We start from the raw sequence: 12523 nt of genomic DNA, 5'->3' as shown, positions 1-12523 counted from the left end.
CATCAACGGCACCCCCTGGTACACACCCCCAAAACACCTCGACCCCCACCAAAAACCCCAACAAAACCACTACTTCAAACCACCCCCACCACCCCAAACCACCACCGAAACAACCACCACCGTGCGGGAATGAAGATGGACCCCAACTGGGGATGCCAGCGACCGTGGGTCCAGCTCCAGGCATCAACCGCGGCTACGCCTTGGACAAGGTCGCCCTGCCTACAGAACGGCTAACCGTAGTTTGCACAGGGCAGCGCCACCCTGTTAGCAGTTTCGTGATCACAGGCAACAAGCGTTGAGTGCAAAAAGAGCCATAGGTGGTGGCAAGTCACCGCCACCGGGGCGTACCTACCACGACTGTGCCGCCCAGCTCCTCCGAGTGGACAGTCCGTGCGGCAAATCCCGCAACCGCCATGACGGCCGCTGTTCCGGCAGCCTGAGGCTCGCTGGTTTCGATGACCAGATGGCCGTTTGCATCCAACCACTCGGGGGCTTCACGGATGATGCGCCGGTGGAGGTCCAATCCGTCGACGCCGCCATCAAGAGAACGGGACGGCTCGTGGACCCTCGCCTCGGGCGGCATGGTGGGCAGCGCGCCTGTGGGCACATACGGGGCGTTCACCACGATGAGCTGCACTTGCCGTCTTAGCCGGGCGGGGAGGGCGGCATACAGGTCACCCTGATGAACCTGCCCGCCCAGGGCTGCCACGTTCCGTCGGGCGCACTGCACGGCAAGTGGATCGATATCTGCCAAGTGAAGTTCGTCTAGGGACGCCCGGGCAGCCAGTGCGACGCCCACTGCCCCGGATCCGCAGCACAGATCCACAACAACGGACGACGACGCCGATGCAGGCAGCCGAGAACGGCCGCGCAGCAGTGCAGCGGCCTCCGAAACGAGCAGTTCGGTGCGTCGCCGAGGTACAAAGACACTAGGGTCGACCGCTATATGAAGTCCGCAAAATTCTGCCCAACCAATGATGCACTCAAGGGGCTCACCGGAAACGCGGCGTTCCACCCACACCGCAAGTTCAGCGGTGCTTGGCGCTTCGGACAGGAGCAGCTGCGCCTCGTCTTCGGCGAATACACAGCCGGCCGCCCGCAGGACTGATACGAGGTCGGCAATGTCGTGAGGAGCAGGTGGCACTGGAGCTGGCATGAAGCGCCTTTCGGTAATCCGCTGGGCATCTCGCTCATTACCTAACCGGAAGGCCCCAGCGACACGAGGACCAACCAGGTGAAACCCAAAGGGGCACACCTCCGTCAAGCTGCAAAATCCAATGCTATTCCGCAATTCCCGGATTACGGCGGTTTTCTTGGCAGGATGGACTCATGACATCGCCTGCCCCGCACACGTTGATCTGGACCGGCACCTACACTCCCGACGGCGGCGGACGGGCGGAAGGGATCGGCGCACTTGCCGAACACCCCGACGGCAGGCTCGAGTGGCTTGGTACGGCCGTCAAAACCGATTCTCCGTCTTTCGTGGCCGTGCATCCAGCTTTGCCTGTGGTCTATGCAGTGGCCGAGCAGCGCAAGATGGTCCGGGCCTTTCGACGCACCGGTGATTTTGCGCTGGAGCCCCTGGGCCGTCCAAACCCCTCGGGAGAAGCCACGTGCCATGTGGCGGTGGACACGCAGGGCCGCTTTCTTACCGCCACGTGCTGGGGAGACGGCCAGGTCCTGCTGTACGAACTGAACCCGGACGGCAGCATCGCCGAGCGTTTTCCCGCACTGCCCTCGGTTGATCCGCATGCCAGCCAGACTCCTGGCGATCCCCGGCAGAGCCGGGCCCACGCTAGCCTGATGCTTCAGGACGGGCGCATTATGACGACGGACCTGGGCCACGACACTCTCAGGATCTGGAACTACGTGCCGGGGGAGGGCCTTGTGGCAGACCACGAGGTGGCCCTCCCATTCGGGGCCGGCCCGCGCCACTTGGTGCAGCACGCCAGCGGCAACGTCTTTGTGGTTTCGGAATATTCGGTTGAGGTCTTCGTGGTCAGGCCGGAGGCCGGGACATTCGAACTCGTTTTTCGAGGCCCGGCTACGTCCGGCGGCAGCCTGCCCGATGACTCGGCTGCAGAAATTAGCCTTGGCAACGAGGGCAGGCACGTGTACGTGGGTGTCCGCGGTTCCAACTTGGTAAGCGTCCTGAAAGTCGGTGCAGGAGGGACAGAACTCATGCCGGTCGGAGACTTCGCCAGCGGCGGGAACTGGCCGCGGCATCATCTGGTCAAGGGCCGCTGGCTGCACGTGGCCCACGAGCGGTCGGACAATATAGCAACTTTTGAACTCGACCCGGTGACGGGTTTGCCCGGACCCCTGGTCCACAACCTGGAGACGCCTTCCCCTACCGCGCTGGTACCGGCGGGATAGGCCGCAGGACAAGCCACAGCACCCGCAGGACAACCAGAATAGGCGCACCAGGCGGAAGCAACGCTGCCGGAGCAGTGAAAAGTGCAGTAAAGCCCCGGCCAGAGCTCAGTTACGCACCGGATGCCCGAGAATGGTGATCAACCGCCTCACCGCCTCCTCTGCTGTGGGCGGCGTCCCAAAAAACTCCTGTTGCCTGGCGGTGTCAGCCACGTACCTGCCGGTCTGGAACCACGCGATCATTGCTGCCAAATCCTTTGCCATGGGATTCATTGGCCCCATTACAGCACCGGCCGCCCGCAGGATCCGAAGCGGAACAGTCCGGACCCAAATTTCCTCCCCCAACACCTGTCCGGCGAGGTCGGCGAACTCCTGCATGGCGATGGGCCGGTCCCACCCGATATCGATGCGCTGGCCCTCGACACCCGGAGCATCCACGGCCGCGGCCAGGTATCCGGCGACATCCGGAGTGAGCACGAACGTCAGAGGGATTCCGGCGGAGCCGAACCACATGACCTTGTGCCTGCTGAGCGGGTCGCCGCCGAAACGCGTCACCTGGTCCAGGAAGGCCCCCGGCCGCAGAGCGACAAACGGCACGCCCAGGGCCTCGAGCCGGTCCTCCATCAGCCTTTTGTGCCAAAAGTGAGGGACGCCGGGTGTTTGGTCACACGTCAGGATGCTGGTGAGGACGAACCGGCGGATCCCGCTATGCTTGGCGGCTTCAGCCAGGTTTGAGTTGCCCAACGTATCGGTTTCCGGGGTATCGCCTTTGCGGTGCCGTGTGTAGCCGGCAGCTGTAGTGACAACGGCATCTGCACCGCCCATCGCCCGCCGCAGCGATTCAGGGTCCAGCATGTCGCCACGCGCAATCTCCACGCCGGCAGAATCGAGCCGGGAAGCATCTGAGCCGGGGCGCACCAAGGCACGCACCTGCTTTCCCCGCTTCAGCAGTTCCGTCACCACTTGGCCGCCCAGCATGCCGGTGCCGCCTACTACCAGTACTGGTCCCTCACCCATCGTGCTCTCCTGACCGTTCGCCCGGCCGCGCAGCCTACCCGCGCATGGCCTCCTCCACCGCCGCCAGCAGCGAGTTGAACCTCGGATTGGCGGGAAGATCGTCCAGAAACACCGGCTTGCCGTCCGGCCCGCCCAGGGGGACCTGCCAATTCGGGTACAGCGCTTCGGTAGTGCCTGGCTGGTTCTGGACCCGCCGCTCCCCCACGGCATCCACCAGGGCAACCCCCAGCAGTACCGACGGCGCCTGTGCCAGCAGCAGGTGCAACGCCTCGATGGTCCGTTCTTCATCAGCCCCGGGACCGCCGGAAGCGTCGTCCGGCAGGTAGCCGCGCTCCCGCACCAAAGCCAGCATCTTCTCCAGCGAAGCGTTGTGCTCGGCCCGTTCCTCCTCTTCGGAGCGCTCCAGAAGGCCCAAGCTGCTGCGCAGCGCCACATGGTCACCGGCGAGGTAACCGGCGGTCGGCGGCAGGTCATGGGTATTCACGCTGGCGAGTGCCTGCGTGCGGTACTTTTCGGGCGCAAGGGGCGAGTCGCCGTCGTACTCGAACCAGAGGATGGACGTCCCCAGGATGCCGCGGGCAGCGAGGTAGTCCCGTACCCAGGGCTCGAAGGTGCCCAGATCCTCGCCAATCACCACGGCGCCGGCACGCTGCGCTTCGAGGGCGAGGATGCCGATCAGCGCCTCATGGTCGTAGCGGACGTAAGCACCGTTACCCGGGGAATTGCCGGACGGGATCCACCACAGCCTGAACAGGCCCAGGATGTGGTCCACCCGCACGCCGCCGGCATGCCGCAGTACCGTGGCCAGCATGTTGCGGAACGGAATGTAGCCGGCTTCGGCGAGCCTGGCGGGATGCCAGGGCGGCTGGCCCCAGTCCTGGCCCTGCTGGTTGTACATGTCCGGCGGCGCTCCCACGCTGGTGCCGGGAGCCAGGACATCACGCAGTGTCCATGCGTCGGCGCTGGCGTGGTCCACGCCCACGGCGAGGTCGTGAACAACGCCCAGCCGCATGCCGGACCGCAGCACTGCGTGCTGCGCAGCTTCAAGCTGTTCATCACAGATCCACTGCAGCCAGCGATAGAACCCAATCCGGTCGGCGAGCTTTTCTAGGAGCGCCTCGGTCCGCGGTGTGCCGAGGGCGCTGGCAGGGTCGGACCAGAACGGGTCTCCGGCCGGCAGGTCCTCACGGATGGCGGACCAGAGGGCAAAGTCGTCCAGCCCGCTGCCGGAGACGCGGCAGAACTCATTGAAGGCGGCCTGCCGGGCAGGCGAACGGCGGGTGTGGTAGAGCAGCTCCAGAGCCTGGAGCTTGGCTGCGTAGACCGAGTCGCGGTCCAGCCGGTCGCCCTCCCTGTTCAGCGGAGCCACTTCCTCGCGCAGCTTCTCCAGTGCGGCACGCTTTCGCGGCTTCAGGTAGGCCAGTTCGGGGATCGCCTCGATGCGGATATACAGGGGGTTGAAGAACCGGCGGGTGGACGGCGAATACGGGGAGGGCTGCACGGGCGGCACCGGCTCGGCGGCGTGGAGCGGATTGACCAGGATGTAGTCGGCTCCGCGGGCAGCGCTCAGTGCGCCGAGGTCAGCCAGGTCGGAGAAGTCGCCGATACCCCAAGACCGACGGGAGCGCACCGAGTACAGCTGCGTGGCCAGTCCCCAGCCGCGGCGCTTTTCGAGCGGTGCAGCGGTGGTCATCCGCGCCGGCACCACCACCAGGGTGGTGGACGCGGTGGCGCCGCCTGATTCGGCGTGGAGGGTGTGCCAGCCCAGCGGCAGGTCCCGTGGAAGGGCGAAGGTGGCACGCCCGGTGGATACACCGTCAACATCCCGCGGCTGCACCCGGAGGTCCTGCTCCACGGCGTCCCTGGACCCGGCACCGCCTTCGAGCGTGATGCGCAGCTGCACCGCGGCGCCGTCCCGCACGTGGACCGGGACCTGGGCCGGCTCGCCCTGCTGGATCACGACGGCGGGAGGCAGCATCCGCCGCCACGGAGCCAGTTCCGCTTCCGCGAGCGCCGCCTTGATGAGCTCGTTGGTGTGGGCCTGCACGCCCAGGGAGGCCAGGACCTTGATCAGGGTTTCTTCGGCAACATGGTGGGGCAGCCCGTCCCAGCCCTGGAAGGACGTTCCCACGCCATGCACGTCCGCCAGTTGCTGGAGGAGGTGCTGGTCCACGGCCCCGGCAGCTACTTCGCGGTCAGCGCGTGGAATGCCTGGCGGATCCGCGGGCATCTGCGATCGCTGTGGGTGCTGCTGGTCTGAAGCCGTCATGCGTGTCCGCCTCGTCTGGTGTGATGTGGCCTGAACTTACAGTGCTGCCTGTTGCACCGGGCGCCTGCACCCCCGCGCACAACCGTTGGTTCAGATTATTGCAGGGCGGCCCAGAGGCGAAACTGGAGCGCCCGCACTGCGCGGTTACGGCTCGAAGTAGGTGCTGACCGAGCCCGAGCCCACCTGGTGCAGGATGTCGGCCGCGACGTCGCGCAGTTTCTGGTTGCGATGGCTCGATGCCTGGGTCAGCACAGCCATCGCTTCTTCCTGTGTGCACCCGTTCTGGGCCATCACTATACCGCACGCCAGATTGATCACTGTGCGGTGTTCCAAGGCAGCGGTGAGGTCCTCCGCGACGTTCTGCGCATCAGCAATCTTGAGTGCCAGCCGCAACGCCCGTCCGGCCAGCTCGGCAAATGCTTCTGCCCTGCGGACCACGTGAGCGGTGAATACTGCGGGTTCGTCCGCGAAGAAATCCAGAGCAGCCGCCTGCGTTTCATCCAGCGCGAGCGGAACGCCCAAAACACTGCGGCAGTCGTTTTCCGCAAGGAGCTTCTGGCCCTCCGGCCAGCGCGTGTCCGTTTCCACATCATCGAGGATTACGGGCTTCATGGCTTCCAGGGACGTAAGGCACGGACCGTGTCCCAAAACCTGCTCGAGTTTGTCCAACGCCGTTGCCCGCGCGCTGCTGCCCGCAACAGTTGCACTTCGCTTCCGTTGCCGGAGCGTCACACCGCACTCAATGTGTGAATTGGCCGTCTCACCCAGTGTCGAGGCAGCGAGGATGGAAAGGTCGGCAAGGAAGCCACTGACGTTGGTGCTGCCGATAATCATGTCGTGCAGTTTCAGGAACTGCTCCTCATTACTGGGAGTGCCCATGCCTCAATATATGCGACGCCAGGCCAGCCGGTCGCTCCATATTTCGTCATACCGGCCCCCTGCGTTACCCCGGAAGTCGAAAAGAGAAGCCCCGAGGCGGGAACCCGCCGGTACCCGGCCAATCTGTGTAGCCTCGTGACGATCAAGGGCATGCATCGGAAGCAACATGCCGCAAAATATCGGAGGAGACCGGAGATGAGCCTCAGCGAACTGCGGGTGTTCGGGCGATCAGGCACCCCTATCAGCCCGCTGACCCTGGGCACCATGAACTTCGGGGAAGGACCGGGCGGAGCCCCCGGTGCCCCGACCGGTGCCGAGGAGAGCATCCGGATCATCCAATCGGCGGTGGACTCGGGCATCACCGCGATCGACACGGCCGATGTGTACTCCCAGGGCGAATCGGAACAGGTGGTGGGGCGTGCACTCCGGGGCCGCCGGGACGACGTCTTCCTGGCCACCAAGTTCCACGGCCAGATGAGCCCCAACCCTGCCCATGCCGGCAACTCCCGGCGGTGGATCACCCAGGCGGTGGAGGGCAGCCTTCGCCGCCTCCAGACTGACCGCATCGACCTGTACCAGGCGCACCGGCCGGACTACAACACCGACGTCCTCGAAACCATCACCACCCTCAACGACCTGATCCGGCAGGGGAAAATCCTTTACTACGGCACCTCCGTGTTCACGCCGGCGCAGCTGGTGGAGGCACAGTGGCTTGCCACCACCAACCACCTGATTCCGCCGCTCGGAAACCAGGTGCCGTACTCGATGCTGGTGCGGGCCAACGAACGCGACGTCTTCCCCATCGCCCAGCAGTACGCCCTCGGTGTCCTGGCGTACGGCCCGCTGGCAGGAGGCTGGTTGTCAGGCAGCTTCGTCCTGGAGTCCGGCAAGGCACCCACCCGGGTCCATTCCCTTCCCGGCCGCTACGACATCTCCGGCCCCTCCAGCGAGCGCAAGCTGCATGCAGCCGATGCCCTGGCACGGCTGGCGGACAAGCTGGAACTGTCGCTGGTGGACCTCTCGGTTGGTTTCGCCTTGTCGCATCCGGCCATCAGCAGCGTGATTATTGGACCGCGCAGCAAAGAGCACTTGGCGGCATACCTGAAGGCGGCCGAAGTCCGGCTGGGTGAGTCCGTACTGGATGCGATTGATGACGTTGTCCCGCCCGGCACCAACTTCGTGGAGCGGGACGCCGGCGCCATTGTGCCGTCACTTGAGTTCGCAGAATTACGACGGCGGTAGGACAGTGCTGCGCCTACGTCCGGAACCTCGGCCAGCCGGGAGCTGTGCCAGTGGGGCTTTGGGGCCTCACCGCGGCGGCGGAGATTTGTGATCCAGGCCCGGGCTCTTGACGGAACAGGACAAGAATTCTACGGTCGTATCGATACTCCCGTATGAGACTCAAGGGCGTCCTATGCCAATGTCCGAGGAGGAGCGAAGGCTCCTCAAGGAGCTGGAGCTCGGGCTGATCGCCGACGATCCACACCTGGCGATGGAGCTGCTCTCCGGCTACCCCTCCCGCCAGTTCAGCGCCGGCTTCTACTACGGTTCAGGCGCTGGCCTGCTCGGCCTTGTGCTTTTCATCGCCGGCCTCAGCGGCCCGGAAATTGGCGTTGGCGTAACCGGCCTTCTGCTGATGGCTTTGGGCGCCTGCCTCGCGCTGCAGAAGCATCCCTTCAGCCGTGGGCGGCGGCGCGGACAGCCGACGTAGCCCGGCCCTGTTGCTGTGCTGACTGCCCCGTGATGAAGAACGTGGAACCAGGAAGATCAGTCCCGCCAAGACAAGCCCCGCGCCAATCCAGGCCACTGCGGGCAACCGCTCCCCCACCACCAGCACAGCCAAGGCAGCTGCCACCACAGTTTCCAGCAGGGAAAGGCCTGTGGCGGTACTGGCATGCACCCGGGCCAGCCCCCAGCCGAACAGGACGTATCCGGCGAACATCGGGACGAGGGCCATGTAGGCCCCCACGCTGAAGTTGGACCAGGATTCCACCAGCGGGCGGCCGGTGAAAACCAGGACGGGCATCAGCAGCAGGCCGCCCGTTCCGAACATCGTTCCCATCGCGGCACGGGAGGAAACGCCCTGATTGATGAGTCGATGGGCGGCCCATGAGTAGAGTGCGTAAGCGATGCCGGCAACCAGGCCCAAGGCTATTCCGGCCAGGCCGGCCCAGGACTCCCCCGCCGGACCTGCGCCGCCGCCGTCGGGCCTGTGGCCGGCAAGCGACAACAGCACCGCACCTGCCACGCCAAGCAGCGCCCCGGCCAGCCAGCGGCGGGTGAGCGGCTTGTGGTCTGCAAGGCGTTCTATCACCGCTGCCGCCACCGGGGCCGAGCCGATGGAAACCACCGTCCCCACTGCCACGCCGGCAAGATGCATTGAGCTGTAGAAGGCCAGGGGATATACCGCCACTGCCGAGGCTCCGAGGGACACCAAAGGCCATTGCCCTCTTAAGCGGCCCCATTGGGCGCTGATCGGCCTGGCCGCGTACAGAGCCTGCAGCAACCCGCCAACTCCCATCGCCACCGCACCGATTGCCAGCGGACTGACCGCCGGCGCGAAGGTGGCCGCCGTTCCCGTGGTGCCCCAGAGTACTGATGCGGCCAGCACGAAAACAGCACCCCACAGCGGACCGGACATGCGGCCGGTGGAAGCCGTCACAGCTCGTCCAGCAACTGCGCGGCGATGGTGCGGGCCTCCACGAGCCGGGTCTCCCCACCTTCAAGTCCCGCACGGACCATGGCGCCTTCGAGCAGGAAGGCCAAGTGACGGGCAAGTTTCCCCTGGCGCTCTTCCTGTCCGGGGAGCAGCTCCGCCAGATGGGTTGCGAGGAGGCGTTCTACTTCTTCCTTGTGACGCTTCACCGAAAGGCGGCCCGGGCTCCCGGCCGGCAGTTCCGCCGCGGCGTTGAGCAGCCCGCACCCCCGGAATCCGTTCTCGGAGGCAAGGCGGGCATGATCGAGGTAGGCGTCAAAGGTGGCCAGCACGCGTTCCTTGGGCCCGGACGCTTTACCCAGCCGTTTCCGGTAGAGGCCAAGCCATTCCTCGCGCCGGGTTTCCAGGTAGGCGGTTACCAGGTCCGACTTGGACGCGAAGTTGTTGTAGAGGCTCTTTTTAGCCACTCCTGCCTCGGCCGTGATGGTGTCGATGCCCGTGGCCCCCACACCGTGTGCATAGAAAAGCTTCGCCGCCGCCGCGAGCAACAGTTCGCGGGCAGATCTTCGGGTCGGGTCAGACACTGCTGACGGGGTCATGGCCAGTCCTTTGGCGGTAGTAGTAGGTAGACCAGTCTACCTACTACTACCATTCCTGCCAACCGTCCCTACAGGAATTCGCGCTTACCGCTTGGGACCGGACCCCGAGAGCTGGGCAAACGCCATCTTGAAACAGAGTTTCCCGCTGAGCTCCTGAGGCTGGATCCACACTTCAAAACCCTCGGCGGCCGCGTAGAGGGCCCTGCCTCCCCCGGCATCCGCCGCCAGCCACAAGGCTGAGGAATCAGCCATGGCATCATCCACGGTGCCGGCACGTACGATGCCAAAATCCCTGCGGATCTCCACCGGCGTTCCAATCAACCGGCTCCAGTCGTGGTAGCGATACGGCTTCATCCCGCTGCTCCGCTCCGTCACTTCAGGCGCTTCCGCGGCCAAGCCCTTTAGTGGAGGTGGCTTCCGCCGTTGATGTCGATGGTGGTGCCGGTGAGGTAGGCCGAGTCCTCGGAGGACAGGAAGGTGATCACGGCTGCCACCTCTTCGGTGGTCGCGTTTCGGCCCAGCGGGATGCCGGCATTGATGGCGGCCTCCTGTTCCTCCGTGCTGCCCACGCGGATGTTGGTGTCGACTGCCCCTGGAGTGATGGCGTTGACGGTGACGCCGGTGGTGCCGAGTTCCCGCGCCAGGGCCTTGGTGAAGCCGAGGATTGCGGCCTTGGCGGCGGAGTAGGGGACCTTGCCGAACACGCCCCCGCCGCGCTGGGCGGAGACGGAGGACATGTTGACGATCCGGCCCCAGCCGTTGTCGATCATGGCCGGCAGGAAGGCCCTGGTCACCAGGTATGTGCCCGTGGCATTTACGTCCATGATCTTGTGCCACAGTTCCAGGGTGGTCTCCAGGAACGGCAGCGGCGACGTGATGCCGGCAATGTTGGCGAGGGCGCCGACCGGGGGCAGGTTGCCTGCCGCAACCTCGGCTGCCACCGCCCCGTGGGCTGTAGTGACGGAGGCTTCGTTGGCAACATCGATCTCGTGGCCGAAGGCGGGGACGTTGAACTCATTGCCGATCTCCGCGGCGACCTTGGCGGACCTCTCCCCGTCGAGGTCCAGGATGACCACAGCCCAGCCCTGGCGGGCGTAGCGGCGGGCGGTGGTGATGCCGATACCCCGGTCCGAGGTTGCCCCAGTGAGGACGGCGGTGCGCTGGATGGTGGTCATGATTGCTCCTTGGTGGTTTCGCACGACATCGGACTTCCGTCCCAGGTGCAGCAGTGATGGGGACCACAATACGGAGCGCTCCTGTCAACAGTCAACCTTTAGAGTTGACTGTTGACAGTGGAAATGATCCCCGTCACACTTGAGGCGTAGCATCGTTAACAGTCGACAGCGGCAGGCTTGCATTAGTCGCTTTTCGGAAGGAAACCCACCATGAGCAACGAAGCTCTCAAAATGCGCGGTCATGTGCACGGCACGAAGGACGCAAAGCGTGTTGCAGTCGGCTCTGGCGTCGGCGCAGTCATCGAAACATACGACTTCATCGGCTTCGGCACAGCTGCGGCCCTGTACTTCGGTACAGCCTTCTTCCCCACTGGTGACCCCGTCACCGGGACACTGGCGGCCTTCGCAACCCTGGGTGTAGGCTTTGCCGCCCGTCCCCTGGGTGGCATTATTGGCGGCCATCTTGGCGACAAGGTGGGACGCAAGCCCGTCCTGGTGGCGTCGCTGATCCTCATGGGCGTGGCCACGTTCCTGATCGGCCTGCTTCCCACCTACGAGCAGGTTGGCCTGCTCGCCCCGGCGCTGCTGGTGTTCGTCCGCATTGTCCAGGGCCTGGCCTTCGGTGCCGAATGGGGTGGCGCCATCCTGATGAGCTACGAGCACGCGCCGTGGAAGTCCAAGGGCAAGTACACCGGCATCGTCCAGGCCGGCTTCCCGGTAGGCCTGCTGCTGGCCAACCTCGTCTTCCTCGTAAGCGTGAACCTCGGCGGCGAACTCGCCTGGCGTGTTCCCTTCCTGGCCAGCATCGTACTGGTGGCAGTGGGCCTGATCATCCGCTCCAAGGTTCCCGAGTCCCCCGTCTTCGATGAAGTCAGGGACAGCGGCGACATCGTCAAGTCCCCCATCGTTGAGGTCATCAAGACCGACTGGCGCAACATTGTGAAGGGCATCGGCCTGCGAGTTGCTGAAACTGCCGGCTACGCCGTGTCCATCACCTACATGATTTCCTACCTGCACACCGAGCAACTGGCGGACAAGACTGAAACCCTTGTAGCCCTCTGCATTGCATCCTTCATCGGCATCTTCGCCACCGCCGCCTGGGCCCGGCTGACGGACAGGATCGGGCGCCGCCCTGTGTACATCTGGTCCTGCGCCTTCGCCGTCCTGTTTGCAGTACCCATGTTCCTGATGGTCAATACCGGCCTGTTTATCGCTGTGATAGCGACCATCGCCATCTCTTACGCCGTCTGCCAGAACTCGCTCGCCGGTGCCCAGGGAGCCTGGTTCCCGGAACTCTTCCAGGCCAAGACCCGCGCTTCAGGCGCTTCCCTGGCCTACCAGATCTCCGCCATGGTTTCGGGCTTCACCCCGTTCGTCACCACTTTGTTGTTCGTTAGCTTCGGCTGGATGGGTCCCGCCCTGCTCTTCGGAACCTACGCAGCCATTGGACTCTGGGCCGCTGTCGCGACCCGCGAAACCTGGGGCAAGCGGGAGCGCCAGCTCGCAGACGAGATCACCAAAAGCACCCCCAACACGGTGAGCGTCTAGTGACCGT

General features: G+C 64.9%; 11 protein-coding genes and 1 pseudogene. 4 read left to right on the top strand and 8 right to left on the bottom strand.

The window, feature by feature from the left end; genetic code table 11:
• Positions 1–328: 328 nt before the first annotated feature.
• A complete protein-coding gene (locus tag AC5RVN_RS14935) occupies positions 329–1156 on the bottom strand; it encodes a putative protein N(5)-glutamine methyltransferase (protein ID WP_494106561.1) in 828 nt (275 codons plus the stop codon).
• Positions 1157–1329: 173 nt separating this feature from the next.
• On the opposite strand from AC5RVN_RS14935, the gene AC5RVN_RS14930 reads away from it, so the two are divergent.
• Positions 1330–2376 carry a lactonase family protein gene (locus tag AC5RVN_RS14930; protein ID WP_494106560.1) on the top strand — a complete coding sequence of 349 codons (1047 nt, stop codon included), beginning with the start codon at positions 1330–1332 and terminating at the stop codon, positions 2374–2376.
• A gap of 105 nt (positions 2377–2481) precedes the next feature.
• Here the strand turns inward: AC5RVN_RS14930 and AC5RVN_RS14925 are convergent, their stop codons facing one another.
• The 3 genes from AC5RVN_RS14925 to AC5RVN_RS14915 form a co-directional block, all read right to left on the bottom strand.
• Positions 2482–3390, bottom strand: coding sequence for an SDR family oxidoreductase (locus AC5RVN_RS14925; protein WP_494106559.1), 909 nt, complete (start codon positions 3388–3390; stop codon positions 2482–2484).
• 34 nt (positions 3391–3424) lie between these two features.
• A complete protein-coding gene (gene malQ, locus AC5RVN_RS14920) occupies positions 3425–5659 on the bottom strand; it encodes a 4-alpha-glucanotransferase (protein WP_494138437.1) in 2235 nt (744 codons plus the stop codon).
• A 144-nt stretch (positions 5660–5803) separates the two neighbouring features.
• Positions 5804–6538, bottom strand: coding sequence for a GAF and ANTAR domain-containing protein (locus AC5RVN_RS14915; RefSeq protein WP_494138436.1), 735 nt, complete (start codon positions 6536–6538; stop codon positions 5804–5806).
• Positions 6539–6733: 195 nt separating this feature from the next.
• Here AC5RVN_RS14915 and AC5RVN_RS14910 point away from each other — a divergent pair, with 195 nt between their 5' ends.
• Both AC5RVN_RS14910 and AC5RVN_RS14905 read left to right on the top strand, forming a co-directional pair.
• Positions 6734–7780 carry an aldo/keto reductase gene (locus AC5RVN_RS14910; RefSeq protein ID WP_494138435.1) on the top strand — a complete coding sequence of 349 codons (1047 nt, stop codon included), beginning with the start codon at positions 6734–6736 and terminating at the stop codon, positions 7778–7780.
• Between the two features lie 172 nt (positions 7781–7952).
• Positions 7953–8132, top strand: a pseudogene (locus tag AC5RVN_RS14905) (DUF3040 domain-containing protein); the annotation flags it as partial.
• On the opposite strand, the gene AC5RVN_RS14900 reads toward AC5RVN_RS14905, so the two are convergent.
• The 4 genes from AC5RVN_RS14900 to AC5RVN_RS14885 all read right to left on the bottom strand — a co-directional run bounded on the left by AC5RVN_RS14900 (position 8088) and on the right by AC5RVN_RS14885 (position 10968).
• On the bottom strand, positions 8088–9179 hold the full coding sequence (locus AC5RVN_RS14900) for a DMT family transporter (RefSeq protein WP_494138444.1): 1092 nt from the start codon (positions 9177–9179) through the stop codon (positions 8088–8090). The pseudogene AC5RVN_RS14905 and the gene AC5RVN_RS14900 overlap by 45 nt on opposite strands.
• Before the next feature lie 17 nt (positions 9180–9196).
• Positions 9197–9793: a TetR/AcrR family transcriptional regulator gene (locus AC5RVN_RS14895; protein ID WP_494138434.1), complete on the bottom strand. Its 597-nt coding sequence runs from the start codon at positions 9791–9793 to the stop codon at positions 9197–9199.
• An 84-nt stretch (positions 9794–9877) separates the two neighbouring features.
• Positions 9878–10147, bottom strand: coding sequence for a hypothetical protein (locus AC5RVN_RS14890; protein WP_494106553.1), 270 nt, complete (start codon positions 10145–10147; stop codon positions 9878–9880).
• A gap of 47 nt (positions 10148–10194) precedes the next feature.
• A complete protein-coding gene (locus AC5RVN_RS14885) occupies positions 10195–10968 on the bottom strand; it encodes an SDR family NAD(P)-dependent oxidoreductase (RefSeq protein WP_494138433.1) in 774 nt (257 codons plus the stop codon).
• A 210-nt stretch (positions 10969–11178) separates the two neighbouring features.
• On the opposite strand from AC5RVN_RS14885, the gene AC5RVN_RS14880 reads away from it, so the two are divergent.
• On the top strand, positions 11179–12516 hold the full coding sequence (locus AC5RVN_RS14880; RefSeq protein ID WP_494040491.1) for an MFS transporter: 1338 nt from the start codon (positions 11179–11181) through the stop codon (positions 12514–12516).
• Positions 12517–12523 lie beyond the last annotated feature (7 nt).

The organism is Arthrobacter sp. sptzw32, from assembly GCF_059089735.1.
The sequence above is the reverse complement of the archived record's forward strand: the minus strand, read 5'-3'. Positions and strand labels throughout refer to the sequence as shown.